The 26,149-nt window shown below is 58.3% G+C and carries 24 protein-coding genes and 1 tRNA gene; 13 read left to right on the top strand and 12 right to left on the bottom strand.

Annotation, left to right across the window (positions count from 1 at the left end; genetic code table 11):
- Window positions 1-281: 281 nt before the first annotated feature.
- From H9642_RS13835 to rimI, 6 genes are all read left to right on the top strand, one after another.
- The gene (locus tag H9642_RS13835; protein WP_251837029.1) at window positions 282-1,379 is read left to right on the top strand and encodes a hypothetical protein; all 1,098 of its coding nucleotides are present in this window, start codon (window positions 282-284) and stop codon (window positions 1,377-1,379) included.
- Between the two features lies 1 nt (window position 1,380).
- Window positions 1,381-2,937 carry a hypothetical protein gene (locus tag H9642_RS13830; RefSeq protein WP_251837028.1) on the top strand — a complete coding sequence of 519 codons (1,557 nt, stop codon included), beginning with the start codon at window positions 1,381-1,383 and terminating at the stop codon, window positions 2,935-2,937.
- Between the two features lie 9 nt (window positions 2,938-2,946).
- Window positions 2,947-3,444: a DUF6160 family protein gene (locus H9642_RS13825; protein ID WP_251837027.1), complete on the top strand. Its 498-nt coding sequence runs from the start codon at window positions 2,947-2,949 to the stop codon at window positions 3,442-3,444.
- A 153-nt stretch (window positions 3,445-3,597) separates the two neighbouring features.
- On the top strand, window positions 3,598-5,145 hold the full coding sequence (locus tag H9642_RS13820; RefSeq protein ID WP_251837026.1) for a 2-isopropylmalate synthase: 1,548 nt from the start codon (window positions 3,598-3,600) through the stop codon (window positions 5,143-5,145).
- Window positions 5,142-5,960 (top strand): energy transducer TonB, encoded by an 819-nt coding sequence (locus tag H9642_RS13815; RefSeq protein WP_251837025.1) that lies wholly within the window; start codon window positions 5,142-5,144, stop codon window positions 5,958-5,960. Before H9642_RS13820 ends, H9642_RS13815 begins: the two co-directional genes overlap by 4 nt.
- A gap of 37 nt (window positions 5,961-5,997) precedes the next feature.
- Window positions 5,998-6,450: a ribosomal protein S18-alanine N-acetyltransferase gene (gene rimI / locus H9642_RS13810; RefSeq protein WP_251837024.1), complete on the top strand. Its 453-nt coding sequence runs from the start codon at window positions 5,998-6,000 to the stop codon at window positions 6,448-6,450.
- Between the two features lies 1 nt (window position 6,451).
- On the opposite strand, the gene H9642_RS13805 is transcribed toward rimI, so the two are convergent.
- The gene (locus H9642_RS13805; protein WP_251837023.1) at window positions 6,452-6,943 is read right to left on the bottom strand and encodes a phosphotransferase system, HPr-related protein; all 492 of its coding nucleotides are present in this window, start codon (window positions 6,941-6,943) and stop codon (window positions 6,452-6,454) included.
- A 113-nt stretch (window positions 6,944-7,056) separates the two neighbouring features.
- Here H9642_RS13805 and H9642_RS13800 point away from each other — a divergent pair, with 113 nt between their 5' ends.
- Complete coding sequence (locus H9642_RS13800) at window positions 7,057-8,985, top strand: bifunctional metallophosphatase/5'-nucleotidase (protein WP_251837022.1); 1,929 nt, start codon at window positions 7,057-7,059, stop codon at window positions 8,983-8,985.
- Between the two features lie 176 nt (window positions 8,986-9,161).
- On the top strand, window positions 9,162-10,061 hold the full coding sequence (locus H9642_RS13795) for a DMT family transporter (RefSeq protein ID WP_251837021.1): 900 nt from the start codon (window positions 9,162-9,164) through the stop codon (window positions 10,059-10,061).
- A gap of 61 nt (window positions 10,062-10,122) precedes the next feature.
- Here the strand turns inward: H9642_RS13795 and H9642_RS13790 are convergent, their stop codons facing one another.
- Window positions 10,123-10,995 (bottom strand): helix-turn-helix transcriptional regulator, encoded by an 873-nt coding sequence (locus H9642_RS13790; protein ID WP_251837020.1) that lies wholly within the window; start codon window positions 10,993-10,995, stop codon window positions 10,123-10,125.
- 110 nt (window positions 10,996-11,105) lie between these two features.
- Here H9642_RS13790 and H9642_RS13785 point away from each other — a divergent pair, with 110 nt between their 5' ends.
- The 4 genes from H9642_RS13785 to H9642_RS13770 all read left to right on the top strand — a co-directional run bounded on the left by H9642_RS13785 (window position 11,106) and on the right by H9642_RS13770 (window position 14,924).
- Window positions 11,106-11,534 carry a hypothetical protein gene (locus tag H9642_RS13785; protein WP_251837019.1) on the top strand — a complete coding sequence of 143 codons (429 nt, stop codon included), beginning with the start codon at window positions 11,106-11,108 and terminating at the stop codon, window positions 11,532-11,534.
- A 125-nt stretch (window positions 11,535-11,659) separates the two neighbouring features.
- Complete coding sequence (locus tag H9642_RS13780) at window positions 11,660-13,027, top strand: lipopolysaccharide biosynthesis protein (RefSeq protein ID WP_251837018.1); 1,368 nt, start codon at window positions 11,660-11,662, stop codon at window positions 13,025-13,027.
- Entirely contained in the window at window positions 13,024-13,980 is a 957-nt protein-coding gene (locus H9642_RS13775) for an ATP-grasp fold amidoligase family protein (protein ID WP_251837017.1), read from the top strand. Before H9642_RS13780 ends, H9642_RS13775 begins: the two co-directional genes overlap by 4 nt.
- Complete coding sequence (locus H9642_RS13770) at window positions 13,977-14,924, top strand: glycosyltransferase family 2 protein (RefSeq protein ID WP_251837016.1); 948 nt, start codon at window positions 13,977-13,979, stop codon at window positions 14,922-14,924. Before H9642_RS13775 ends, H9642_RS13770 begins: the two co-directional genes overlap by 4 nt.
- 490 nt (window positions 14,925-15,414) lie before the next feature.
- On the opposite strand, the gene H9642_RS13765 is transcribed toward H9642_RS13770, so the two are convergent.
- A tRNA-Met gene (locus H9642_RS13765) sits at window positions 15,415-15,491 on the bottom strand.
- A gap of 627 nt (window positions 15,492-16,118) precedes the next feature.
- On the opposite strand from H9642_RS13765, the gene H9642_RS13760 reads away from it, so the two are divergent.
- Entirely contained in the window at window positions 16,119-16,823 is a 705-nt protein-coding gene (locus tag H9642_RS13760) for a helix-turn-helix transcriptional regulator (protein ID WP_251837015.1), read from the top strand.
- A gap of 21 nt (window positions 16,824-16,844) precedes the next feature.
- Here the strand turns inward: H9642_RS13760 and H9642_RS13755 are convergent, their stop codons facing one another.
- From H9642_RS13755 to H9642_RS13715, 9 genes are all read right to left on the bottom strand, one after another.
- Entirely contained in the window at window positions 16,845-18,851 is a 2,007-nt protein-coding gene (locus H9642_RS13755) for a nitric oxide reductase activation protein NorD (protein WP_251837014.1), read from the bottom strand.
- Window positions 18,851-19,681 carry a CbbQ/NirQ/NorQ/GpvN family protein gene (locus tag H9642_RS13750; RefSeq protein WP_251837013.1) on the bottom strand — a complete coding sequence of 277 codons (831 nt, stop codon included), beginning with the start codon at window positions 19,679-19,681 and terminating at the stop codon, window positions 18,851-18,853. The genes H9642_RS13755 and H9642_RS13750 overlap by 1 nt, the downstream gene beginning before the upstream one ends.
- Window positions 19,681-21,048: a cbb3-type cytochrome c oxidase subunit I gene (locus H9642_RS13745; RefSeq protein WP_251837012.1), complete on the bottom strand. Its 1,368-nt coding sequence runs from the start codon at window positions 21,046-21,048 to the stop codon at window positions 19,681-19,683. Before H9642_RS13745 ends, H9642_RS13750 begins: the two co-directional genes overlap by 1 nt.
- A 39-nt stretch (window positions 21,049-21,087) precedes the next feature.
- Window positions 21,088-21,948 carry a c-type cytochrome gene (locus H9642_RS13740; protein WP_251837011.1) on the bottom strand — a complete coding sequence of 287 codons (861 nt, stop codon included), beginning with the start codon at window positions 21,946-21,948 and terminating at the stop codon, window positions 21,088-21,090.
- A gap of 191 nt (window positions 21,949-22,139) precedes the next feature.
- Window positions 22,140-22,490 (bottom strand): cupin domain-containing protein, encoded by a 351-nt coding sequence (locus H9642_RS13735; RefSeq protein WP_251837010.1) that lies wholly within the window; start codon window positions 22,488-22,490, stop codon window positions 22,140-22,142.
- A 131-nt stretch (window positions 22,491-22,621) separates the two neighbouring features.
- The gene (gene ychF / locus H9642_RS13730) at window positions 22,622-23,722 is read right to left on the bottom strand and encodes a redox-regulated ATPase YchF (protein ID WP_251837009.1); all 1,101 of its coding nucleotides are present in this window, start codon (window positions 23,720-23,722) and stop codon (window positions 22,622-22,624) included.
- 42 nt (window positions 23,723-23,764) lie between these two features.
- Window positions 23,765-24,349, bottom strand: a complete 585-nt coding sequence (gene pth, locus H9642_RS13725) for an aminoacyl-tRNA hydrolase (protein ID WP_251837008.1) — start codon at window positions 24,347-24,349, stop codon at window positions 23,765-23,767.
- Window positions 24,350-24,383: 34 nt separating this feature from the next.
- The gene (locus tag H9642_RS13720) at window positions 24,384-24,998 is read right to left on the bottom strand and encodes a 50S ribosomal protein L25/general stress protein Ctc (protein WP_251837007.1); all 615 of its coding nucleotides are present in this window, start codon (window positions 24,996-24,998) and stop codon (window positions 24,384-24,386) included.
- Between the two features lie 125 nt (window positions 24,999-25,123).
- Entirely contained in the window at window positions 25,124-26,065 is a 942-nt protein-coding gene (locus H9642_RS13715) for a ribose-phosphate pyrophosphokinase (RefSeq protein ID WP_251837006.1), read from the bottom strand.
- Between the last annotated feature and the right edge of the window lie 84 nt (window positions 26,066-26,149).

Below are 26,149 nucleotides of genomic sequence, written 5' to 3'. Positions count from 1 at the left end.
CATGTGAGAGTAGGTCATCGTCAAGCGCCTAAACCCAAAACCCCAATCCGCGCACGCGGGTTGGGGTTTTGTCTGTGCGCGCGGAAAAACGTGCGTAAGCGCTCCCTCTCGAGGATAAGCGTGTGAGGGCGGTGTTACGCATAGGGTGGCTTGGTAACAGTGAAGAATTCGAAGGCTGAACAAGTCAGTCAGTACACGACTATGGGTTGGTCTGTTTTAAGGGCGCAGCTACCTATAGTCAGTAGCTGTAAGAGTCTGCTGGCTATCACAAGGAAGAGTCCATGCGCCCCCTCACTTCACCCGGCAAACGCCTTCTAGCTCTGCTTTGCGGTTGTGTTTTCAGCGCTGCCAGTTTGGCTGCTTTGAAGCCAATGGATGACCAGGAATTGTCGGCTATCTCCGGCCAGGCGCTGATCACCATGGATGCGCTGACCTACAGCGGATTTCAGTTCACTCGGATCAACCTGGGCGCCGAAATCGATGTGCTGACCAATATGGAAGAGCTGCGCATGGGAGACTTCGACCGTGCAGGCCTTCCCGGTCTGGCGTCCAACCAGTCAGCAGACATCTTGATCAATAATTTTGCCTTGGGCAGGGTGCGCAACGCCAATACGCCTAACGCAACCATCGAGGCATTCAAGGTTTTAGACCCCTACATCGAGTTCGCTTTCAAATCGAATGCGCAGGGCGTACGCGAAGTTGCAGGTTTGCGGTTAGGTTTCGGTCGCTCCATGGGCTACCTGTCGGGTGACATCTTGTCGTTGACTGGAAAAATGGAAGGCAAGATTTACGGACCTGCCTCCATCGCTTATCAGTTCTATCGAGAAACTGCCGGTTGCGGCATTGCCAACCTGATCAACTGTACGGCGCTGCTGCTAGCGGGTGACACGGAAGTGTACGCTGGTGTGGAGCTGTTGCAGAACGGCACGGGCTTTACCACTATTGATGGGGTTAATATCAACCGTGCTACGCATATCGGTGTTCCAGCCGGTGGATCCCTGCTGACGGATGAGACGGGCTTGATCGCTGCGCTGATCCCGACCTTGTCAAAGGTAACCGATTGTGCCGCCTTGGGCTTGATCACCTGCTTTCCCATTGCTAACTACAAATCTATCTACGTAGGTGATCCGACCAAAAGCAATATTCAGGAAGGTGGTGCGGCTGGGATTTTCTTTTCCCTGCAAAATCAAAACGTGCCTTGGCAGGATTTGGCCAATGCGGGCAAATTTGTCGAGACGCAGCGTGGTGCCTTTGCCAACTTTGCCAAGACGGGAGAGGGTGCCAATGCGGTATACCCCTTCCTGTTGAATCTCTACGACGCCTTGCGAGGTACGGCTCGTGAGCCGACTTGTATCGGTGCGCTAGGGGCGGGGTGCTGAGATGACAGGGCGCGCGCTGTGGTTGGCCGTATTGATCTTATCAGGCGGTACCTGTTGGGCGATGCAGCCGCTTGACGACGAGCAGATGGGCGAGGTCAGTGGAGCAGGTATCGGTTTTTTTCTGGGTGACTTTCTTTATGATCAATCCACTGCGAATGCGCGAATCATTGGCATCAAGGATTCCCAAAACAATCCTGTGACGATCGAGTTGGAAAAGCTCTATGTCAAAGGTGCCAACAGTCAGCGTGGAGCTCTAGATATTCCGGCTGTGGTTGGTACTCCCCTGCACCCATTCACACTGAACGTTGTAGATTCCTCCCCCACGTTACCTGCGGGTACGCATGCTCTTCAGCTGCAAACCCCGACCTGGACAGATCCTCTCAATGATACGCACAAGTATGGTTTGTGGGCCTATTACCAAGGCTGCCTTTATGGAGAGGCCAACTGCACGAACCCGGATCTTGCCGTAGCGAAAATCGACGGTCAGCTGAGTGTGATGAATGATCAGAGTCAGCATCTGCATCTGAGGCATCTGAGTGGCGGAGGCTGGCTTGCGTTAAAGCAGGGCATCGATGCAGATATGCTGACCGTTCAAGCACGGCAGAATACCGTGGACATCAAGAATAACGAATATGTCGCAGCCAGAACGAACATGAGTAATCTGCATGCGGCAGCTCGAAATACCGGGACGTATCCGAAGCCCAATTTGGGCGAGAAGTACTGGTGCGGTGATGTCTGTTCAGGCTTGCTGGTGCCCGATGTCCGCGCCTACAACGCATCGGTAGATGCTTTCACCGCTAAAAGCGGGGAGTTAATGACTGCGCAGCAGGCTGTTGGCGAAGCCTGGAAGACACTACGAAACGGCTGGAGCTTGGCTGAACGTATTGGTGATTACAACGAATACAGCTCCCTGTGCGGTGTGCCGACGTCGACCACTTATATGTGCTCGGGGGGGCGGATAGGGAAGGCACAGGGGGATCGCGTCAGCCTGGTTATGGTCTCGACCTCGCTCAAGAATGGCGAGACACGGGTAAAGGGCATGGATATCGGTTTCGGATCGACATTCAATGTGGCCTCTACTGCATGGAGCGGCAGCAGCAATGCCGGCATAAGAGGCGCCACGACGACCCGCAGCGATTATTTCGGCCTCGATATCGAGGGTTTCACCTTGCACGGCTCGTACCTGAATATTTGGGGCGATGCAGAGGGGTTAGCAGGGGAAATCAGCCTTCAACTGTATGCAGACAAAGTAATTGCCAGTGCCTGCCGCAACTGTACAGACCTGAATCGGCTGGTGGCTAAGAACGTCTATTTCGATATCAATATCGGGCACGGCAAGCTGCAGCCGCTGCATTTCAGTGTGTTTTCCGATGGTGAGTTGCGCTTTAAATTGCCAGCGGTTACCTGGGCTAATCATCAGGAATTTTATGCCCAAGTACCCAAGAGCAACATCAGCGTCGGTAATGTAAGTCTGAGTGGCGTTAATGTGGGGGCACAGGCTATTCGAGGTTTGCGTCTCGACTATCTGGAAATGCGCACGGTTAACTTGCCGCGCTGAGGAGCCATCATGCATCGAATATTTGCCAGCATTCTGTTGGGCTGCTCTTCATTGATGGCATGGGCCGACCTGCGCCCCTTGGCGGAAGAGGAGTTGGGTGCAGTCACGGGCCAGGATGGCATCACTCTCAGCGCTTCGGTGACTTTTAATCCCAATCCAGACTTGACGCGTTGTGCAGGAGGCTGTGGAGCGCGTATTGCCATTAATCCTGGGCGAAGTGCGGGATTTATTATCATTGATAACATCAAAGGCACGTTCAGCTTCGATGGAGTTACGCTGGACATAGTCAAGATCGACAGCGGGTTCAATGGCGAAGGAGCACAGTTCAATAGCGAAGCATTGAGGGTTGGGTTGCGCGAGGCGCGCTTTACCAATGCGCAATACTCTCTTTCGGGTGCCAACCAGGCGAGTCAGGGGCCCGGCCTGCAGCAGCATGATCTCTTTACCTACCAGATCGATGGTGCGGTTCGTATGCAGGGCAACCTGTATATCTTCGCCTCCCCCTAATTTCCAGCACGTTTGCCGTTCTGCGGATGGCAAGCGTCTCCTGCTGCTTTCCCCAGGCCGCCTTTCGGGCCACAATTCACCGTATTGGATGCGCTGCGGTGTTGCCGCGACGTATCGCTTGAGTTCTGGGCGAGCTGGCCGCGAGGAGTGGACATGAGCAGCAATGACCGCGTGATAATTTTCGATACCACCTTGCGTGATGGCGAGCAGAGCCCCGGTGCGTCGATGACCGGGGAAGAGAAACTGCGCATTGCAAAGGCACTGGAACGGTTGCGTGTCGATGTGATTGAAGCGGGCTTTGCGATTGCCAGTCCCGGGGATTTCGCAGCGGTCAAGACGATTGCCGACACTATCCATGATAGTACCGTGTGCAGCCTGGCCCGCGCGGTCGATGCCGATATTGAGCGCGCGGCGGAAGCGCTTAAGGGGGCCAATTCCGGCCGGATTCACACCTTTATCGCTACTAGCCCGATTCACATGCAATACAAGCTGCGCATGCAGCCTGACCAGGTGGTCGAGCAGGCGGTGCGAGCGGTGACGAAGGCTCGTAACCTGTGTGCCGACGTAGAGTTCTCCTGCGAAGATGCCGGGCGTTCAGATATCGATTTTCTGTGCCGCATCGTTGAAGCGGCAATCGATGCGGGGGCGCGCACCATCAATATTCCGGACACTGTCGGCTATGCAATCCCCCACCAATATGGTGAGCTGATTGCCGAGTTGCTGACGCGCATTCCCAATGCCGATAAGGCAGTCTTCTCGGTGCATTGCCACAACGACCTGGGGTTGGCAGTGGCCAACTCGCTGGCCGCCGTAGTGGCGGGTGCGCGTCAGGTGGAATGCACCATCAACGGCTTGGGAGAGCGGGCCGGCAATGCCGCCTTGGAAGAAATCGTCATGGCGATCAAGACTCGCCAGGATCTTCTCGGTGTACATACGCGTATTGAAACAGAGCATATCCTCAGTGCCTCGCGGTTGGTGTCCGGAATTACCGGCTTTCCGGTACAGCCGAACAAGGCCATTGTCGGTGCGAATGCGTTCGCCCACGAATCGGGCATCCACCAGGATGGCGTGCTCAAGCATCGCGAAACCTATGAAATCATGTCGGCGCAATCGGTCGGCTGGAATGCCAACAAGATGGTCATGGGCAAGCACTCCGGTCGTGCTGCCTTCCGCTCTCGCCTGGACGAGCTCGGCATCGCGCTGGCGGAGGATGAATTGAATGCAGCGTTTGCCCGCTTCAAAGATCTGGCTGACAAGAAACATGAAATCTTCGACGAGGATTTGCAGGCGCTGGTGACCGATACCCTGACTGAGGAAACGCCCGAGCACTACAAGCTAACCAGTCTGGAAGTGACTAGCAAGACCGGCCAAGTGCCGCAAGCCAGGCTCATGCTGGCGGTCGACGGGCATGAGCAGGCAGCCAGTGCCCAGGGCTCAGGCCCAGTTGATGCGACGTTCAAGGCGATCGAAAGCATTGCGGGGTCGCAGGCCACGCTGCAACTGTATTCCGTCAATGCGATCACTCAGGGCACTGACTCCCAAGGAGAAGTCACGGTGCGTCTTGAAAAAGGTGGGCGTATCGTCAATGGCAATGGTGCCGATACCGATATCGTGGTGGCGTCTGCCAAGGCTTATCTCAATGCCTTGAACTTGATGCAGGCCAGTGTGCTGCGCGCTCATCCGCAGGTGGAAGGGATTTGATCAGCGAGAGTGGCCGCCGCGCCTATCTAAATGCCATGCAGATCGACACGTGGCTGCCGCGCGTGGATTTGCCCCATGCTGCACCCTCGAACTCGGCCGTGCTGGCAGTGCTTCCGGTCGCCAAGGCCGAAGTACGAGCTGCGCCTGTGCCATCATCTGGGCGTGATAAGCAGGTTGCCGCCCCTGTGCAGGGAGCGAAACTCCCTACCAATAATGGCCCACAGTCTGTGCAGCAGTTGCGCGAGAGCATCCGGCCACCAGTTGCCTCGGCGGGTGTGGAAGCAGCGGCCTCGCCCCAAACACCTGTGGCACCTGCGCCTGTGGCGGTTACGCCACCCCGGTTTTCCTTGCAGTTGTTACGGGCCGGCAATTGTCTGCTGCTGGTTGAATTACCCACAGGCGAAGCTTTCCAGAGCCGCGACCCGGCTTATCTGCTGTTGCGTGATTTGCTGCGCGCCGCTGGCCTACCTGACAGCCCACGGTTGGTTGGCGAGCCAGTGCGCTGGCCTTTGCTGATGCGCGGACAGTTGGAGCAAGGTCCCGACGAAGCGCGCGATTTCGTGCAGAGCTTCATCGCGGCCCGGATGGCTGAAGATGAACAGCCCTGCGCGTGCCTGTGGCTGATCGGTGCCCCGGCTCTGCGCTTTGCTGGCGAAGTCGATGAGCATGCATTCCACCGTGAATTACAGATCGAAGGCTTGGGCGCTGCCTGGACGATGCCGGGACTCGAGTTGCTGATGGACGAACCTGTGCGCAAGCGTGAGCTTTGGCACTCAATGCGCAGAGTGATGCCACGTTGGCACGTTGTGCACTGAACCCACTTTCTTCAGGCTCTTGAGTAGTGTGCCAATAATGAGTAACACCCTGAATTTCCGCCCCATGACCGAAGCGGATATCGACGCCGTTCTGGCTATCGAACATGCTGCCTTTAGCCATCCTTGGACACGCGGCCTGTATGTCGATGCTGTGAAATCTTATGAGTGCTGGGTGATGTTTGTGGAAAATGAGCAGGTCGGCCATGGCGTGATCGATCTGATTCTCGATGAGGCTCACTTGCTGAATATCACCATTTCCCCGGCTTTTCAGGGGCAGGGCCTGGGGTTGGCGTTGCTCGAACATTTGATGGCTCGAGCCCGCCAACGGGGCGGCCAGGAGTGTTTTCTGGAAGTACGGGCTTCGAATCACTCTGCCTACCGGCTGTATGAGCGCTTCGGTTTCAACGAGATTGGCCGGCGCCGCAATTATTATCCGGCGCCGGGGGGCGGTGAAGATGCCCTGGTTATGGCCTGCACGTTGCTCGACTGATCTATTTGCCGCCCTTGCGGGGCGGGTTATGGTCCGCTGGGTCATCTCCCTTGGGGATAGGCTCCTGGCCGGGCGGGTTTTCCGGCTCGCCATCCAGCGGCAGTATCTGCGCCAGTTCGGCTTCGTCCAGCCCGTACCCGCCACCTATTTCGCTGCCTTCAACCACGCTCAACGACTCATCCGCGGCACCTCCGTGGCCGCGCTCATTGGGCGAGCGAGCCCCGCTTTCGTCGAACAGTGTTTCAGGACTGAGGTCATCCTGGGTGATGCCGTCTTCGTGAACATCCGGACCGAGCGCCTCGCCACCGGTCATGCCCGCTTCACGAACGCGCTTGGGTGGAAATCTGTCGCGCAATTCTTCGTCGGACAACCGTTCTCCGGTACGTCCCAGCCGTTCATCGTCAGTATTGAAATCCAATTGTTCAATGGATCCCATGCGGTCCTGCAGGTCATCGATTTCCTCAGGAACATAGGGTTTACGTTTATCGTTCATGACCGGCTCCCGCCTAGGTGTTTGTTGGTGTGGACCGGTTGAAGATGGGATGATTCCGACCGAGTGTCCGGCAGTTGGCCAGCGGATCTCCCTCTCACTGTACAAGGATTTTCATGCACGTCTTCCGCTTCCTGCTTACCGTACTGCTGCTGACGATAGTCGGTCATGGGTTGGCAGCCGACCGCAGTTTCACGCTTTTGCATACCAACGATTGGCAGTCCCGCTTGCTGGGGTTTGGCCCCAATAATGAATACACCCCTGGCACCACAGACGATGACGCTACCGTTGGCGGCGTGGCCCGGCTGGCCACGCTGCTCAAGCAACGACGCGCGGCGGCGGATGAGCGGCCGGTGTTGTTGCTCGATGGCGGTGATTTCAGCATGGGGACACTGTTTCATACCGTAACCCGTGAACTGGGCAGCGAGCTGCGCCTGCTCAGCGCGTTGGGGTATGACGCGACCACTTTGGGCAACCATGAATTCGATTTTCGCCCGGATGGGCTGGCGAAAATGATCGATGCCGCCGCTCGTGCAGAAGGCGCGGGTCTGGTGCCGATTCTGTCGAGCAATATCCGTTTTTCAGCTCAGCAGGCAGACGATGACCGTCTTCAGGTGCATCAGGATGAGGGACGCATCCTGCCTTACCGGGTGGTGGAAAGGGGTGGCCTGCGGTTTGGCCTGTTCGGTCTGATGGGGTACGACGCTGTAGAGGTCAGCCCGCTGATGACGCCGGTGACTTTCGCCGATCCCATAGATGTAGCAGCAGAAATGGTGCGTACGCTGCGTGATAAGGAACAGGTCGATGTGGTGATCCTGCTGTCGCACATGGGCGTCAGTCAGCAGCCCGACGGGAGTTGGCGCGGCGAGGACATAGAGCTGGTCGAACGCGTGCCTGGTATCGATATCGTGGTCGGCGCCCATTCGCATTCGGTGCTGACCCAGCCTGTGCTGGTCAATGGCCGCACGCTGGTGCTGCAGGCTGGCTCGGAAATCCAGTACCTGGGCGAGCTGCACATGCGCCTGGACGAGGCGGGCGTTCCCCGGCTGGTGAATTACCAGCTGCACCCCATTGACGACGCCTTGCCGGGTGATGAAGCAATCAGCGCCCAGGTTGCTGATTACCAGAGCCAGGTCAGTGCACGAGTTCTGCAGCCGTTGGGCTACCGCTTCGATCAACCTCTGGCCAAGGTCGACAAGACGTTGACCCGCGCCTGGGATGATCCCGTTCTGGGCAATCTGGTGACCGACGCGTTGCGTCAGGCGACGCGTAGCAATATTGCGTTTACAGGCAATGGCACTATCCGAGATGACCTGTTTGTGGGGCGCACCGGCGTGCAGAACGTATCGGACCTGTTCAGGATCGCGCCGCTGGGAATCGGGGAGTTCGACGATGAGCCCGGCTATCCGCTGATCAAGGTGTATTTCACCCCCCGCGAAATTAAAAACATTCTCGAGGTGCTGCTGCTGGCCTATCAGCTGCGTGAGAGCGACAGCTATTACCCGCGGGTATCGGGTATCAGGTTTAGCTACAACCCGTACCGCGTGCCGTTCGACCGTGTCAGCCGAATCTGGCTGGGGTCAGCAGAGCAGGGATATCAGGAACTGGATATGGCCAGGCCGGGTTTGCTCAGCGTCGGGGCGACCAGTTATGTCGGCAGCTTCACCTGGCTGATTTCTGAACTCAGCAAGGGATTGCTCGAAGTGGTGCCCAAGGATGCCGACGGCCAACCTCTGGCGATGATTCGCGATGCGGTGTTCGACCGTGAACCGCAGAAAGAGGGAATCCAGGAATACAAGGAATGGCAGGCGCTGCTTGACTACATTTCCCGATTGCCGGATCTGGACGGTGACGGCCTGGCGGACATTTCCAGTAACGGCGCAGCCGCCGAGCAGCGTTTACTGCGCGTGGCCAGCCTGGCGCCGACTGAGCTGTTCAAGTATGCGGGCCTGTTGCAATGGGGAGCGGCCGCATTGGTTGGCTTCTTGATGGTGCTGATCGTCTGGCTGGGCTTCAGACTGCGGCGTCGTCGGGTTTCTACCTAACAGCAACCTCCCTTTGCAGGCTCGATGCGGCTGTCGCTGATGACACATTGAGTGTCGAGAATGGCTTTTTGCCTTGTCAAACTTCAGTTCGCTTCGTAAGGTGACGCGCGCCATTCGGGGCGTAAGCCCCACATTTGATCGGCTGCCCTGTGGCCGATAGCCGTTGAGACCACGTAATGAACTCTCGCTCCGCCTGGGCCGCTGCCGGCCTGTTGTTGTCCAGTCTGCTGTGGGCAGGCAATGCTTTGGTGGCCCGCGCCACCTCAGGAGAAATCCACCCTTTCGCCTTGTCGTTCTGGCGCTGGGCCTTGGCTCTTGCCGTGCTATTGCCGTTCGTGATCGTGCCGCTCTGGCAGCAGCGCGCCGTGTTGCGCAAGGCCGGCTGGCGGTTGGCGCTGACCGCCGCATTGGGCATCGGTGCCTATAACTCGCTGTTGTACAGCGCCGCTCAAAGCACGACAGCCATCAACATCACCCTGCTCAATACCTGCATACCGCTGGCGACCTTTATCAGTGCCGGCTTCCTGCTCAAGGAGTGGCCATCTCCGCGGTCCTGGCTCGGCATGCTGATTGCGGTCTGCGGCCTACTGGTATTGATCAGTCAGGCGCGCCTGGAAAACCTGCTGGGCCTGTCGTTCAACCCTGGCGATCTGGTCATGTTGCTCGCGGTGCTGGCATGGGCGTTGTATACGGTGCTGTTGCGCCGCTGGGGTAGTTACTTTGCGTTGCCGCCGCTGGTATTACTGGCAGCGTTCGTTTCGGTCGGGCTCGTTGCCATTCTGCCGTTCTACCTGATTGAGCTGCGCCAGGTGGGCGGCTTCGAGGTGACGCCCCGCACACTCGGCGCGATTGGCTACACTGCGCTGCTTGCCTCGCTGGTGGCCTACGTGACCTGGAACCAGGGAGTAAAAATCATTGGCGCGGCCAAAGCTTCGCTGGCCTTGTATTCGATGCCGGTGTTCGCTGCCGTGTTGGCTTACGTGCTGCTGGGTGAAACCCTGCAAGGCTTCCATTGGATGGGTGGCGCACTGATTTTCGGTGGGCTGCTGCTGGCAACCTTGCCCAAACGGCGCTGAGCGCCGCGTTGCTCCCACCTTGACCTGTGCCTTTAGTTGACAGGTCAGGGCTCCGATCTGGTCAGTTGTACAGCCAAGCTTGCAGCTCATCCAGGTTAGCCACCACGATCTGCTGCGCCGCGGCTTTGGTCTGAATCTTCGTGGAATCGATCTGGTAGCGCTGCAATACATACTGCACCAGTGCCCCGCGGCTGGGGATACGCAGCTGGCCATCACGCATACCGAAATCCGTCTCGATGATGCTTTTTTGCACCCCGCTCAAGCGCGGATCAGGCTCCAGAACCACGTCAACCCAGGTCATCCAGCCGACATCCGCGTCACGCCCGTTGTGACTGGTATCCATCAGGTCAGGCTCACCGCGAAATCGGCTGAGTACGAAGTCGCGGTAATCCTGATTTTTTTCACAATACGCCCTCACATGCCAGCGCATGCCGGTGTAGACGAGCGTGTGCGGGGCAATTACCCGGTGTTCCGCGGCTGGGTTCGTCAGCGATACGTACTCACTCTCCAGGCGTAGCCCTTCGCGGCAGGCTTTGAGGATCGGCCGCAAAATCTGCGGACAAATGCTCCGGTCTGGCACATTGAGCACTTCGGTGTGTGCGTAGGCCAAGGCCAGTCCGTCTATGTGCGGTGCGCGTTCATGGTTCTGATTGAGCAAATGCAGATAGGCACTGGCGCTGTCATCGATAAACAGCGGCTTGAATTGCCGGCCCGGCACATATCCCTTGAGGTGTTTGTCGTAGGCGAGATTTTTCGGGGCATGCTCAGTCAGGTAGGTGTTGATGTCCTTGGAAGCTTGCTGCCGACTGATCCCAAAGCTTTGCATCAGGTGCCCAGTGGTCAGCCGGCCTTCCCACCAGGCTACGGTTTCGATCAATCGATAGCGTAGGGCCAGATCCCACCGGACCTGGTCGATCGATTGCTTGCGCTTCATATGCTCTCCATGTGCTTGAAAACTTTACCTGTACACATCCACATTATAGACCTGTCGCATAAATCTACATATCGTTTTGCCATTACTCTTTTTGCAGGGCGTAGAAAAACATGACTACCATGAGCCTGAGCTGGGCAGTGCTTGGCGGATCAATGCTGCTGAGCATCCTGCTGCTGCTGACGCTGGTATGGCAAAGCCTGAGATTGAGCGGCAGGCAGGGGCAAATACGCCGCTTGCACGCCGAGCGGAAATTCCGCCAGCAATCCCTGGCTCGGCAAGAGCTGGAATTCAATACGCTGCGTGCAGAGCTGCGTTTGGCTCAGACAGAAATCCGGACCTTGGAAAAACAGCTGGCTGACACCCGCGCGCTGTCCTGTGAACAGCTCAATACCATGCAGGCTCTGGAGCAAACCCTGGAGGCCCGCAATCAACAGATCAGTCAGCATCAGGCTCGCTATATCCGCCTTTTTTTACAGCATGAGGAGCTGCGGGGTGCGGTGCCGGAGGGAGCTGTGCCTGCGGGAGGGATCCGGCGCTAGGCATTACCTGCGCTTTTTGCGAGGAACAGCGGCTTCGGCAGTTGTTCAGCCCCCGCCTCGGAATTTCAGGCAGAAGCGCAAAAAAACGCTTTACTGATGAGGACAAAGGATTTGCCTGATTAGAAGTGCACAGCAGGCTCTGGCAAAACGCTAAAGGGCTGATCAATACAAAAATGCGTACTTTGCCTATCACACTCAAAGACCTGAGCCAGCGACCTTTCGTGCGCAATGTGTTGGCCGTAGCCACAGGATCCGCTGCCGCCCAAGCGATCACCATAGCCTTTGCGCCAGTGATCACCCGCATGTATGGGCCGGAGTCGTTTGGGCAATTAGGTGCGTTCATGGCCATATTGGTTGTTTTGACGCCTATTGCCGCGCTCACCTATCCCATCGCCATTGTTCTACCCAAGAAGGATCATGAAGCGCTTGCCATAGCAAAGCTGTCCGTATTGCTAGCGCTGGTGATCACTGTGCTAACTGCGGTGGCATTGTATTTTTCGGCAGACCAACTGGTCCGCTTGCTGGGCTTGCAGGCTATCTCTGGTTTCATGATGCTGATTCCAGTGGCGATGTTTTTTGCAGCCTGCATGCAGGTAGCGGAGCAATGGCTTATTCGAAAGGGGAAGTTTTCTGTCACGGCGCGCGTGGCAATAATCCAATCGCTTCTACTGAACATGAGCAAGACCGGGATAGGGGTTGTCCACCCTTTTGCCAGTACCTTGATTGTCCTGGCGGTGGCAGGACGCGCACTGCACGCCGTGATGCTCGCGACGGGAGCGGGGCTTTTTTCTGGCCCGTCGAGTACGCGTACAACGATAGCGGAGCTGAAGGGCTGGGCCAGAATCCATGCAGATTTTCCGTTATTCAGAGCACCGCAAGTCTTACTAAATGCGCTCTCGCAAAGCCTGCCTGTCATGCTGCTTGCGAGCCTGTTTGGACCCGCTTCAGCGGGTTTTTATACCTTGGCCAGAACCGTCATGGCGGTGCCGTCGATGCTGGTTGGAAAATCCGTCAGTGATGTTTTCTATCCGAAATTCACCGAGGCCGCCCATGCAGGAGAGCAGCTTTCCGGACTGATCATCAAAGCTACGGCGGCGCTTGCCGTGGTGGGTGTGTTTCCCTTTTTGCTCGTGGTGGTGTTGGGCCCCTGGCTGTTTCAGTGGGTGTTTGGCGAGGAGTGGCAGGTTGCAGGAGGCTATGCCCAATGGTTGGCGTGCTGGCTATTCTTTGGCTTTATAAATCGGCCCAGTATTGCCGCGATAGCGGCACTCTCGTTACAAAAGTTTTTTTTGGTGTATGAGGTGGCAAGCGTATTTGCGCGGGTTGTGGCCATCTACGTGGGTTTTTTTGTGTTCAAAAGCGACATGGTTGCAGTGGCTGCATTTAGCCTGGCCGGGGCGTTTCTGAACTTGTTGCTGATTGCTACCACCATAATGGCTTGCTCCAGGTTGAGTGCCGCCAGCCGGAACCTCAAGCAAGGGGTGCTGGAATGAGCATGTTAAGGCTGGGTGAGCGCTTGAGTACGCTAATAGCGCGCTCGCCGGATTTCATTTTTTATCAGGCCCGTTATTGGCAAAATTACGGGCGTTTCTGTAATTTCCATAAGCCGCTTTTTTTTTCCGAGAAGATATTCCACAGGATGCGTTATCCGCACCCTGTCTTTTCGCGCCTTGCGGATAAGGCCGAAGTCAGACGCTATTTGGCTGCTACGGTGGGCGAGCAGTATCTGGTGCCCATTTATAGTATTTGCGAAGACGTTACGCCTGAAACATTTGACAGGTTGCCGGCGACCTTTGTAATGAAGGCTAATCACAGCGCTGGCCAGGTGAAAATCATCACCTGCAAGGAAGAAGAAAATCCAAAGGCGTTGGCCCGACTGGCCAGGAGTTGGCTGGAGTCAGATTTTTCAAGTCGGTATCGAGAAAAGCATTATAAATTCATCAAGCCCAAGATTCTCTTTGAAAAGGCGTTACTGAGTGATGGCCGGCCACCGGATGATTATAAGTTCAATGTCTTCAACCCGGGCGACAGTAACGATCCGTATATTTTTATACAGCACATACACGAGCGGCTGCTAAGCCCGACACAAGAGATCTATCTGGAGGATTGGAGCCTTGCACCTTTTCGGCGCAGGGGGAAAAATTCCAGTGCTGAGCCAACTCCCAAGCCGCCATTGCTTGGCGAGATGCTGCGCATAGCCAAAGAGCTCGCTGCTTCCTTTGGCTATCTGCGAGTCGATTTTTATTTACATCAAGGGCAGCTGTACATCGGCGAGCTTACCCTGACCCCGGCTGCGGGCTTCTATACGTTCGATCCTGCTGAGTGGGATGAACTGCTAGGTAGAAAATTTGGTTGGCCAGAACCTATCGCGCTTTCCGATGGCTTGGTCACAGAGTGCTCGAGGAAACGCCAAAATGATGGTTTGCCAATCGAAAGAAGCTTATGAACAGCCCCTTGGTATCCGTTTTAATCCCGGCTTTTAATTCTGAGCGTTTTATTGCTAAGTGCGTGGAAAGTGTGCTTGGTCAAAACTATGGGCGTGTTGAGGTTATTGTTGTTGATGATGGCTCGACCGATGGAACCCGTGAAGTGCTTGAACATTATAAGGAGCTTAAAGTCATTTCACAAACCAATCAGGGGGCTTGCGTTGCTCGCAATAAGGCACTGTGTGCGGCCGACGGAGACTATATAAAGTTTCTGGATGCGGACGATTTCTTACTTGCCGAAGCTATTGCATTACAAGTTGATGCCATGAAAAAGCTTGATGCAAATTCAATAGTCTATGGCGATTACATCATACACAGAGAGGGCGACGTAAAGACGATCAATAACGTGGTGATCCATCAGGAGCGTGAGCAGTTACCGCAGTTAATAATGGCCAATATACTGACCTCTACGCCGATGCATAGAAAAGACTTGCTGAAAAAAGTCGGCGGCTTTGACGCCAGGTTCAAAAGCGGTCAGGAGTGGAATCTGCATGTGCGCTTGGCTGCCAAGGGCGCCCGATTCGCTTATCAACCGGTGAAAATCTATACCCATCGCGTCCATTTTTCAGCAGACCGCATCAGTATTAAACGGAAAAACTCACCGAGCCGGCTGGAAGGAGAAGTGGAGAAAATACTGATGACGCTCGAATCGGTGGGCGCTGTGTCTGAGACCAGCCTAGCCGCGTTTTCGGCGTGTTTGTGGGAGATAGGTCGGGCGGCGCTCCGGGAAGGCAAGCAGGACTTGGCCCGCTCCTGTTTCGAATTGGCGAAAACAGTTTCACACAAAGAGATGAAGCATTTTTGGCCGACTTTTTACCGGATAAATCACGCACTGTTCGGCGTCAGGGCTGCAGAAAAAATCAGCCAGCTGACGATGCACTTCAAAAAGAGCTTATTTTATTGAGAGCATGAAGCGCAGTTAGGCAGCAGCAGCTGCCGCGTCCTTGATCGCATGCAGAACGCTGCTCGTGCGAAGGAGGGCTGCACAGCGGCAGTTTTCCCTGAGCCTTGTGCGTCGGGTCAAACTGACCTAAGCGTCGGGTGGGTGCCTTTGATCAATGCGTGGCTATACAGCGGGCGCCGGATTGCTTGGCGGCTCGTGGGAACGCTCAAGGAGGACAAAAGCGCAACGCTCTGCACGGCAACCGTCCGCACCACGGGCGCAAGAGGTGATACGAATCGCATCCATTTAGTGTCGGCGTCGTGCTCATGGTGATCCCGAGCGCGGCTGGTAATGCTGCTCCTCGGCCTTGCCCAGATGTCGGTCTCATTGCCTGCCCTTGCGACCATCGCCAAGGCAACTGCCACGCAGGTTCAAGCCGCAGTGATGACTCGGCGGAGAAAGAGAGGGAAGACAAAAAAAGAAAGCCCGCACGAGGCGGGCTTCTTGGATTTGGTGGCTACACCGGGACTTGAACCTGGGACATCAGCATTATGAATGCTGCGCTCTAACCAACTGAGCTATGTAGCCGAATTGGCGCGCATTATTCTCGGATCGGGCGCAGCTGTCAACCCTCTGTTTGGATTTTTTGCGTTGCTTTCAATTGGTTAGCAGGCCGACCCGGGCTCGTCGGCCCGCGCAAGGTGGCGAGAATCAAGGTATTGGTGATGGCGAAACAGATTGTAGGCGATGCGCCTGACAACGCTTTCCGGGTAATGGTAAGCAGACGCCGAGGCCGAACAGCAACCGGAAAATGATCGGCCCACAGCGGCGGTATCTTAAGCGGCGAGCAGCGGTGGAGGGCACTCAGCTCGACGATGCTGCTAGTGCAGTTAGAAACGCGCAAATCATGCCCCCGCCCAATCCGCCCAATGGCATGGAGGCGGCGTGTCGCATCGACAAGAGGGGTGACACAGGCGGAAGATTGCTGCTGCGTTTTGCGCTATGTTGCCGCCCGGCTATCAAGACTCGTCCATTCAACGCTGAAGGTTTTTTCAGCGAGGCCGATAGCCTGTTAGGCACGTTTTAAGCGCAGAGCATTTCCCCGCTCGCCGCGTACGGTACTCAACTACTTACGAGGAAGGTGCCGCCAGGGTATGGCTAAGTAGTGGCCCTACTGTGTTAAAATGCCGCTAAGTATTCTAGGCAGGCCATTTCATGGATTTACTCGAAGTACGTCATCTGGTGCGTCCTCTCCACAACCCGATGATGAAGGCCCAAGTGCAAGGCCAACTGTTCACTGTCGAAAACGGCGTAGTGAGCTTGCAGACCGAGCGTGGATTGTGGGTAATTCCGGCCGGTCACGTCGGCTGGGTTCCTTCCCTGCATGTTCATGGCATGGTCAGCCACGGCAAGGTGCGCGGCTTGCAGCTGAGCTTTTCCCAAGAGTGGAGCCGGGGGCTAATGCCGCCCGAGCCCAAGGTCGTGTCGCTGACGCCTTTGCTGCAAGGGCTGTTGACCGAAATGCCGCTTAGCGACAACGAACCCTATCTACAGGTTTTTGCCGATGCCTTCGCACGCAAACCCTTGCCGGCGCTGTTCTTGCCGATGCCGAGCGACCCGCGTCTGTTGGCGATGACCACCCAATTGGTGCAGAACCCCGCCAATGATGCCGACCTGGATGCCTGGGCAAGTAATACCGGTATTCCCCGGCGCACCCTGACCCGCCGTTTTCTCAAGGAAACCGGCCTGAGTTTCGCCCAATGGCGACAGCAGATGCGCCTGCTGTTGGCACTGGAGCAGCTGGCCGATGGCGAGGCATTGGCTGTGGTCGCACAAAAAGTGGGCTACCAGAGCGTCAGTGCGTTCATTCAGGTGTTTCGCCGCGCGCTGGGGATCACGCCCAAGGCGCTGTTCGCCTAGCCAAGAGCCACCAAAGCCACGTCAGTGAGTGATCAATTGCCGTAGCCAGTTCAGCAGAACGGCGGGAAGCCGTTCCGGGCTGGCCAGCAGCGCGTAATGGCGGGCTCCGAAGACCGCCGGCAGGTAGGTGGCAGCCTGGCGGTCGATGGTCAGGCAGAACGGGTGAATGCCCTGCAGGCGAGCTTCGTTGACGGCTTGGCGCATGTCCTCCACGCCGTAGCGGCCCTCATACTCATCAACATCATTGGGTTTGCCATCGGAGAGCAACAGCAACAGCCGGTGGCTGGCCGGCTCGCGCATCAAAGAGGCGCTGGCATGGCGAATGGCAGCGCCGGCACGGGTGTAGCGCTCCGGCTCAAGCGCGGCGATTCGCTTCCCGACGACCTCGTTGTAGTGTTCATCGAATGCCTTGAGCGTACGCATCGTCACCTGCTGCGGACCTTCGCCGGAAAAACTCTTCACACTGTACGGCTGCCCCAGCCCTTCCAGTGCCAGGCACACCAGCAGCAGCGCCTCGCGTTCCACATCAATGATGCGCCGCTGGCGAGACAGCCAGCCATCGGTTGAGCCGCTGGCATCCACCAGCAGCATGATCGCCATGTCGCGCCGCGCAGTGCGTTGCGTCTGGTACAGCGCCTGGGGCATGCACAGCCCGGCGCGGGCATCGGCCAGGCCTTCCAGATAAGCGTCAAGGTCCGGCTCGTTGCCCTCCAATTGGCGACGCAGCCGCTGGCGCTGGGCGCGGAGCATTTCAAACTGCCGGCGTATGGCCGTCAGCAAGCTGCGGTGATGTTCCAGCGTCTGCGTCACCCACTGGGCTGGCCCCGCTGGCGTGGGCAACAGGTGCACGAACGCGCCGGGCTGTCGGTATGACTGGCTGCGGTAATCCCACTCCGGGTAGGCAAAATACGGCGCAGGGGATTCGAGTGTCGGGCGCGCGCGCAGGGCGCGTGTGCGCGGCGAATCTTCGGAAATCAGCACTTCCCTGGGCGTGCCGGGCGCCACGATCAGCCGCGCTTCTTCAAGCTCCGACAAGGCATCGGCAAACTCCTCGGCGGGAGTGGCGTCGTCGCGGTCGGTGGGTCGCTGCAGCCCCTGAGCATCTTCAGCCTGCTCCAGCGGCGGCGAAGGCTGGATCATCCAGGCGCCAGGTTGCCGGTCGTCCTCATCTTCCTGGCTTTCGCGTACCCGTGGACTACGAGGCAGGTGGGCGCTGCGGGTGACCGTCGTGTCCGGCTCCACATCGGGCGGTTGTGCGACGTTCATGTGCGCCGCAGCAGGACGCAATTCGCCGGTCCAGCAATCCAGCAACAGGGGTTGCGGCCCGTGGTAAGCGGCGGTTACGCGCATTAATCGCGTAGCCAGGCGTCGAGCTTCAGTGACTGACGCAGCGGGGTGCGCAAGGGGCGGCAAGAGCGTGTCGCGGTCTTGCAGCAGGGTGCGCAGAAAGCGCTCCACGGGCTGGCGTGCGGCGGGAAATTGCTCAAGCGCTGGCCGAGTGCGCAAGGCATGCTGGCGCAGCGCAGCCAGCGCCGGTGCCAGACCCGGCAGCAGATCGAGCAATTCACAGTCTGCCGCCCAGGCTTCGCAGAGCAGATAAAGCGCGCGTTGTAGCGGTGTTTCCAGTTGCTCGGCATGAGTGGCGCTGCCGCGTCGCGCGCGCATGGCCTGTTGCAGGGCCAGGGTGCGGTACTGCTGCGCCGCATCCTCCGCATCGGTCGTGTTCAGGTACGCCGGTAGCCAGATATGCCTATCGTCGGTTGCCGGAATGGCCGCGTGCCGGCGCGGATGTTCACCACGCTGCCAGAGCTGTTGCAGCAAGGTGGGCGGCGCCGGCGGTTGGGCGATACGCAGTGGAAAGCGGCAACCGAGGGCCGCCTGTATCAGCAGGTCGAGGCGCTCGCTAAGGTCCTCCAGTCCGACTGGCTTTGGCGTTGCCTGGCTGCTGCGCTGGCGCCGCCACAGACGTTGGATATAGATAGTGGCATGGCGTGCAACATCACTGAGGACGTCTTCGGCTTCGGCCATCAGATAAAGGTCAGGTCGACCAGGTCCCGCATCGCACCCACCAGCGCGGCGTCGTCTGACAGGGGGGCGATCAAGGCGGCGTTGCAGGCGCTGCGCACACCAATGCCGCTGGCGATCAGGCGGGCGGTGGCAATCAACAAGCGCGTGCTGGGGACTTCGGCCAGGCCACGGTCCTGCAGGCCACGCAGTTTTTGGCCGAGCGAGACCAGCGCGTGAGCCGTGGCGTGGTCGGCACCGCTTTCGTGCATGACGATGCGTACTTCCTGCTCGGTTGGCGGAAAGTCGAAATCCAGGGCGACGAACCGCTGCCGCGTGCTGGGTTTCAGATCCTTGAGCATGCGCTGGTAGCCAGGGTTATAGGACACCACCAGTTGAAAGCCGGGCGCGGCGTCGAGGGTTTCGCCGGTCTTGTCCAACGGCAGGATGCGTCGATGGTCGGTCAGCGGATGCAGCACGACGATGGTGTCCTGACGGGCTTCGACCACTTCGTCGAGATAGCACAGGGCGCCTTCTCGTACGGCGCGGGTCAGCGGGCCGTCGCTCCAACGGGTGCCGTCATGGTCGATGAGAAAACGGCCGAGCAGGTCGCTGGCGGTCATGTCGTCGTGACAGGAAACGGTGACCAGCGGTCGGCCCAGCCGCCAGGCCATGTGCTCGACGAAGCGCGTCTTGCCACAACCGGTCGGCCCCTTGAGCATCACTGCCAGTTGCCGCGCATGACATTGCTCGAAGATCGTCACTTCGTCGCCACTGGGCGCGTACCAAGGCTCGGCTGCGCGAGGCGCGGCGTGCCCATCCACCGGTACGATGGGTGCGGCCGACAAATTCATCACACGTTCGCTCGCACGCCGGGCGTGACGAGCGGCTCTTGGTCATCGACGACGAAGCGCGGCGCATAGCGAAAGAAGTCGTAGATGAACAAACCCACGCCGACCGCAAACATCGAGGCGGTGGCAATGAGCATGACGAAGTGGATTTGGATTTTAAGCTGGGCGTCCAGATAGCCCATGCCCATGACCCGTTCCAGATAGACCTGGCCGATGCCGGCCGTGGCGAACGACAGGGTCATACCGAACATGCCACCCAACTGCAACCAGAAGGCCCAATAGCCGATGCTGTCGCCATCCTCACTGTCGCGCCGGGTGATGGCCGGCATGGCGTAGGCGATCATCGCCATGATGATCATCGCGTAGGCGCCATAAAAGGCGGCATGGCCGTGCATGGCGGTGATCAGCGTGCCGTGGGTCCACTTGTTGATGCTCGGAAAGGTATGGGCCAAGCCCAGCAGGCCGGCACCAAACAGGGTGAACACGGCGCTGCCCAGGGTCCAGTGCAGAGCCAGCTTGTTGGGGTGGGCCAGCCCCGAGCGGCGCATGGCGTAGTAGGCGTACATTGCCATGCCCAGCAGCGCTGCCGGTTCAAGGGCACTGAAAAAGCCGCCGATGGGCAGCCAGTAGCCGGGCACGCCGACCCAGTAATAGTGGTGCGCGGTGCCGAGAATGCCGGCGATGAACACCAGGCCGACGATCACGTATAGCCATTTTTCCATCACCTCGCGATCAGCACCGGACAGGCGGATCAGCAGGTAGGCGAGGAAGCCACCCTGGATCATTTCCCAGACGCCTTCAACCCACAGGTGGATGGTCCACCAGCGGTAATAGATCGACACGGTGTAATTCTCGTAATGCAGCAGAGCTGGCAGGTAGAGCACCGCAGCGCTGGCCAAACCGAGCAGCAGCACGCCCTCGGTGGTGGTGAAACGCCCGGATTTCTTGATGGTCATGCCGATGTTGTAAAGGAAGATCAGCATGCAGATGACGATGACGAGCTTATGCGGCAGGGGCTGTTCCAGCAGCTTGTTACCGGTGCCGTAGCGGAACAGGTAGCCAATGATCGCGCTGACACCCATCACCACCCACAGGCCAAGTTGGATGTAGGCCAGCTTGGTGCTGTACAGCTCGGTGCGCGACTCGTCGGGCACCAGCCAGTAGGTGGCACCCATGAAGCCGGTGAGTACCCAGACGATCAGCAGGTTGGTGTGAATCACCTTGGTAACGTCGAACGGCAGCAGATACAGCAGCGGGTCCGGCCCGAGGTACTTGGCCGCGGAGAGCAGGCCGAATACCAGTTGCAAGCCGAACAGCACCATGGCGACGGCGAAATACCAGTAAGCGACAGACTGTGAGTGGTAGCGCATGGTCATCCCCTGTGCATGGAGTGCGGCCCGGGCGTGCGGTTATTTGAAACTCGCCAGATAAGCGACCAACTGGTCGAGCTGTTCGTCGCTCAGCGCGTCGGCGTAGGTGGTGGGCATGAATGACGTGCCGCCGGCCGAATACATATCGCCGGGGTGCAGGTATTCGCTGGGCGCGATGATCGACTCGCGAATAAAGTCTTCCACGGTGTCGGCCTGGCCGTGGTAGTCCGGCGAGGCCAGGGTTTGCTCGGCGCGCGTCGCCAGGCCGGCGAGGGTGGGCCCTGCCAGGTTCACGCCGGGCGCGGTGGAATGGCACGCCGTGCACACGGGAGTGGCGCTGCGAAACAGCGCTTCGCCTAAGGCGATGGGATCTTCGTTGCCGCTGACCGGGCGCGCGCCGGGTGGCAACTGCTGACTGGCCGAGGCGGCGTCCTGCTGGGAAATGCTCATGCTGGTGCCGGGAATCGAGGCGCCACTCACGAGGATCGGCCGTGGCGGCCAGCCCTGGTTGTCGACGTTGGCCACCCAGTCGAGAAAGGCGATCAGGGCGGCGATGTCTTGATCGCTGAGGTTCTGGTTCGGCATCAGCCGACGGTGTCGCTGTTCGTCATAGAAACGCGACGGGTCCTTGAGAAAGGCCGTCAGGTAAGGCGCACCGCGGTGTTGGGTGATCTTGGTCAGGTCCGGTGCGTAGTAAGCACCCTCGCCGAACAGGGTGTGGCAGTTGATGCAGTTATTTTCATGCCAGACGTCCTTGCCACGCGTTACCTCTGGCGTGATGCTCTGAGCATTGGTCAGCGTGGGAAATTGTCGGTGGCTATCAACGGTCAGCCCCAGGAACACAAGCACCGCGATGCCGGTGGAAATCAGCGCGAACAGACGGGTTTGGCGTTTATTCATGGCGAAGCCCTCGTGGCGGGTTCAAACGCCGATTCCGGTCCAGTGCAGCGCGCTGATCGCAGCGGCATAAACAATGCTTGCCAGCATCAGTGCGAGCACGACAAAACTGAGAATTCGTAGCGTTTTTTCCATGGCTGCTTTCCTTTCCCGACGTTCAGGTGAGGGATGAGCGAAGCGTTTGGCGCGCTGAATCAGGTATCGACTGAGGCGTGAGTTCCCGGTGGTCGAAAGATCGTCACCAGAACAATGGCGTCGCTGAGCGCACGCAGGGCATGCCCAACGTCGCCATCCAGATACATAAGGTCGTTGGCATCCATCGGTTGCCAGTCAGCGTCGACCTGCACCTCAAGATTGCCCTGGTGGCAGAAGATGGTGATGGGGCCGGTAACGGCGTGACGGGGCACGAGCTTGCCGGCCGGTAATACCAGGCGCATCAGCTCCAGGCGTGGTGCGCTGACCAGTGCCTGGGAAATAAGGCCTAGAGACCCAGAGGTCTGCAGCAGATTGACGACCTCGCCTGAGGTTGCATGCTTTAGGGCCATGGTAGAGACCTTGATCGTCTCGTTAATGCCTGAAGACTAGTAGCGAGGCGGTGGATGTCCAGTCTGTTATCGAGCGACCGCCACCATGCAAAAAGCCGCGCATGTGCGCGGCTTTTCATGACTGCCAAATGTCAGACGTTGAAACGGAAGTGCATTACGTCGCCATCCTTGACGATGTATTCCTTGCCTTCCAAGCGCCATTTGCCGGCTTCCTTGGCTCCGGCTTCGCCCTTGTACTGGATGAAGTCGTCATAGGCGATGACTTCGGCACGGATAAAGCCTTTCTCGAAATCGGTGTGAATCACGGCGGCGGCCTGTGGGGCGGTGGCGCCGACCTTGACGGTCCAGGCACGCACTTCCTTCACGCCGGCGGTGAAGTAGGTCTGCAGGTTGAGCAGTTCGTATCCGGCGCGGATCACGCGGTTCAGGCCCGGCTCGGTCATGCCAATGGCTTCGAGGAACATGTCCTTTTCTTCGCCGTCGTCGAGTTCGGCGATTTCCGCCTCGATCTTGTTGCACACCGGCACCACAATCGCGCCTTCTTCGTCGGCGATGCCTTTCACCACGTCGAGCAGCGGGTTGTTCTCGAAGCCGTCTTCGGAAACGTTGGCGATGTACATCACCGGCTTGCTGGTCAGTAGGTGGAAGCCACGGATGATCAGCTTTTCTTCGTTGCTCATGTCCTTCATCAGGCTGCGAGCCGGCTTGCCTGCGGTGAAGTGGGCGATCAGCTGTTCCAGCAGGCCCTTCTGCGCAATGGCTTCCTTGTCGCCGCCCTTGGCGTTGCGGGTTACCTTTTGCAGTTGCTTCTCGCAGCTGTCGAGGTCGGCGAAGATCAGCTCGAGATCGATGATTTCGATGTCGCGCTTGGGGTCGACGCTGTTGGAGACGTGGATGACGTTGTCATCTTCGAAGCAGCGCACCACGTGGGCGATGGCGTCGGTCTCGCGAATGTTGGCGAGGAATTTGTTGCCCAGGCCTTCCCCTTTGGAGGCACCGGCCACCAGGCCCGCGATGTCGACGAATTCCATGGTGGTCGGCAGGACACGCTCGGGCTTGACGATCTCCGCCAGGGCCTCGAGGCGCGCGTCGGGCATGGGCACGATGCCGCTGTTCGGCTCGATGGTGCAGAAGGGGAAGTTCTCTGCGGCGATGCCGGACTTGGTCAAGGCGTTGAACAGGGTGGACTTGCCGACGTTGGGCAGGCCGACGATGCCGCAATTGAATCCCATGGTGTATCCCTCGCGGAGATAAAGACGGTAAAGGGGTGGTGATCAGGCTTTCTGACTGTGCAGCTTGTGCATGGCCTTGATCCAGTCGCCGGCCAGTATCTCGGGCAATACGCCCAGGGCGAAGTCGATGCTGGCGTCGAGCAGTTCCTGCTCGCTGCGTGGCGCGCGGCCCAGTACGTAGCCGGTGACCTGGCTGCTGTGGCCGGGGTGACCGATGCCCAGGCGCAGGCGGTGGAAGCTGTTTTGATTGCCGAGTTGGGCGATGATGTCGCGCAACCCGTTGTGCCCGCCGTGTCCGCCGCCCTGTTTGAGCTTGGCGACGCCGGGAGGCATGTCGAGTTCGTCGTGTGCCACCAGGATGGCTTCCGGCTCGATGCGGAAGAATCTCGCCAGCGCGGCGACGGCCTGTCCGCTGCGGTTCATGAAGGTGGTGGGGATCAGTAGACGAACATCGCGGCCCTGATGGGTGAATTTACCCGTCAAGCCAAAATACTTTTTGTCGAGGGCCAGGCGTACGCCTTCGCGGTCGGCCAGACGCTCAACGAAAAGAGCCCCTGCGTTATGCCGGGTCTGGTCGTATTCGGGGCCTGGATTTCCCAGGCCAACGATCAGTTGTACGGCAGTCACATCAGGGGCCCTTCCTCAAGCAGCTGCGAGTAGATTACTCGGCAGCTTCTTCGCCTTCTTCGGCGGTCTTCGAAACGCGAGAAGCGTGGATGTTGACCACCGGCAGGTCGCTGCCATGAATCAGCGAAACCAGTGCAACGCCTTCCGGCAGTTTCAGGTCGCTCATATGCAGGACCTGGCCAACTTCGAGGTTGGCGATGTCAACTTCGATCACGTCCGGCAGGTCTTGCGGCAGGCAGGAAACTTCAACGTCCGGCAGGTTCAGGTAGACTTCGCCGCCCTGAGTCTTGACGCCGATGGAGCTTTCCTGATTGATCAGGTGCACCGGTACGGTGGCGGTCAGCTTCTGGCCAGCAACCACGCGCTGGAAGTCAGCGTGCAGGACGAAGTTCTTCGCCGGGTGGCGCTGCAGGGCCTTGATCACGACGTCTTGGCTGGCGCCGTCGACGTTCAGGGTGATCACGTTACTGAAGGCAATTTCGTTTTCCAGCATTTTGGCCAGGTCTTTGGCCAGCAGGCTGATGGACAGCGGCTCTTGGTTGCCACCGTAGATAACGGCCGGAACCATGTTTTCGTTACGACGCAGGCGGCGGCTCGCACCTTTCCCCAGGTCGGAACGCGCAGCGGCTTCCAGGGTGAATTTAGTCATTTCAGTTTCTCCAAAATAGCCTTGCCGACCATTCGCTTGCGACCAGCGTCCGGGCGGTTCGGCAAAAAGCTCCGCGCAAAGGCGGAGCATATGTTCAGCGTATGCAGCAGCCAACGGCAAAGCCGTTAGCGGAACATGGCGCTGATAGATTCCTCATTGCTGATGCGGCGTACCGCTTCAGCTACAACCGGTGCAATATCCAGCTGACGAATGCGCGGGCAGGCCTGCGCGGCTGCGGACAGCGGAATGGTGTTAGTCACCACCAGCTCGTCGAGAATGGAGTTTTCAACATTTTCGATGGCGCGGCCAGACAGCACCGGGTGGGTGCAGTAGGCATACACACGCTCGGCGCCGTGGTCCTTGAGGGCCTTGGCGGCGAGGCACAGAGTGCCGGCCGTATCGACCATGTCGTCGACCAGTACGCAGGTACGGCCCTGAACATCACCGATGATGTGCATGACTTCCGAGACGTTGGCTTTCGGGCGGCGTTTGTCGATGATCGCCAGGTCGACACCGAGGCTCTTGGCCACGGCACGCGCACGAACCACGCCGCCGATGTCCGGAGAGACGATGAGCAGGTTTTCGAAGCGCTGATCTTCGATGTCGTCGACCAGGGTCGGCGAACCGTAGATGTTGTCGACCGGGATGTCGAAGAAGCCCTGAATCTGGTCAGCGTGCAGGTCGACCGTGAGAACACGGTTGACACCTACGTTGGCCAGCATGTCAGCCACGACCTTGGCGCTGATCGCCACACGTGCGGAGCGCGGACGGCGATCCTGACGGGCGTAACCAAAGTAGGGGATGACCGCGGTAATGCGGGAGGCCGAGGAGCGGCGGAAGGCGTCAGCCATCACCACCAATTCCATCAGGTTATCGTTGGTGGGCGCGCAGGTCGGTTGAATCAGGAAGACGTCCTTACCGCGAACATTTTCATTGATTTCGACACTGATTTCGCCGTCGGAAAATTTGCCTACTGCAACATCGCCGAGTGGGATATGCAATTGACGAACGACGCGACGCGCCAGATCGGGGTTAGCGTTCCCCGTAAAGACCATCATCTTGGACACGCGCAGTACCTGCCTGAGGGTGGGTCCGATGAATTAAAAAGCTGTTCAAAAAGCCAGGCTTTTCGAACAGCTCTCGAGTATATG

The organism is Serpens gallinarum (assembly GCF_014836765.1).
Lineage (GTDB): Bacteria > Pseudomonadota > Gammaproteobacteria > Pseudomonadales > Pseudomonadaceae > Serpens > Serpens gallinarum.
The sequence above is the reverse complement of the archived record's forward strand: the minus strand, read 5'-3'. Positions and strand labels throughout refer to the sequence as shown.

Coding starts and splice junctions, on each gene's coding strand:
- H9642_RS13835 (WP_251837029.1), top strand. CDS start 282: ATGCGCCCCCTCACTTCACCCGGCAAACGCCTTCTAGCTCTGCTTTGC.
- H9642_RS13830 (WP_251837028.1), top strand. CDS start 1,381: ATGACAGGGCGCGCGCTGTGGTTGGCCGTATTGATCTTATCAGGCGGT.
- H9642_RS13825 (WP_251837027.1), top strand. CDS start 2,947: ATGCATCGAATATTTGCCAGCATTCTGTTGGGCTGCTCTTCATTGATG.
- H9642_RS13820 (WP_251837026.1), top strand. CDS start 3,598: ATGAGCAGCAATGACCGCGTGATAATTTTCGATACCACCTTGCGTGAT.
- rimI (WP_251837024.1), top strand. CDS start 5,998: ATGAGTAACACCCTGAATTTCCGCCCCATGACCGAAGCGGATATCGAC.
- H9642_RS13805 (WP_251837023.1), bottom strand. CDS start 6,943: ATGAACGATAAACGTAAACCCTATGTTCCTGAGGAAATCGATGACCTG.
- H9642_RS13800 (WP_251837022.1), top strand. CDS start 7,057: ATGCACGTCTTCCGCTTCCTGCTTACCGTACTGCTGCTGACGATAGTC.
- H9642_RS13795 (WP_251837021.1), top strand. CDS start 9,162: ATGAACTCTCGCTCCGCCTGGGCCGCTGCCGGCCTGTTGTTGTCCAGT.
- H9642_RS13790 (WP_251837020.1), bottom strand. CDS start 10,995: ATGAAGCGCAAGCAATCGATCGACCAGGTCCGGTGGGATCTGGCCCTA.
- H9642_RS13785 (WP_251837019.1), top strand. CDS start 11,106: ATGACTACCATGAGCCTGAGCTGGGCAGTGCTTGGCGGATCAATGCTG.
- H9642_RS13775 (WP_251837017.1), top strand. CDS start 13,024: ATGAGCATGTTAAGGCTGGGTGAGCGCTTGAGTACGCTAATAGCGCGC.
- H9642_RS13770 (WP_251837016.1), top strand. CDS start 13,977: ATGAACAGCCCCTTGGTATCCGTTTTAATCCCGGCTTTTAATTCTGAG.
- H9642_RS13760 (WP_251837015.1), top strand. CDS start 16,119: ATGGATTTACTCGAAGTACGTCATCTGGTGCGTCCTCTCCACAACCCG.
- H9642_RS13755 (WP_251837014.1), bottom strand. CDS start 18,851: ATGGCCGAAGCCGAAGACGTCCTCAGTGATGTTGCACGCCATGCCACT.
- H9642_RS13750 (WP_251837013.1), bottom strand. CDS start 19,681: ATGAATTTGTCGGCCGCACCCATCGTACCGGTGGATGGGCACGCCGCG.
- H9642_RS13745 (WP_251837012.1), bottom strand. CDS start 21,048: ATGCGCTACCACTCACAGTCTGTCGCTTACTGGTATTTCGCCGTCGCC.
- H9642_RS13740 (WP_251837011.1), bottom strand. CDS start 21,948: ATGAATAAACGCCAAACCCGTCTGTTCGCGCTGATTTCCACCGGCATC.
- H9642_RS13735 (WP_251837010.1), bottom strand. CDS start 22,490: ATGGCCCTAAAGCATGCAACCTCAGGCGAGGTCGTCAATCTGCTGCAG.
- ychF (WP_251837009.1), bottom strand. CDS start 23,722: ATGGGATTCAATTGCGGCATCGTCGGCCTGCCCAACGTCGGCAAGTCC.
- H9642_RS13720 (WP_251837007.1), bottom strand. CDS start 24,998: ATGACTAAATTCACCCTGGAAGCCGCTGCGCGTTCCGACCTGGGGAAA.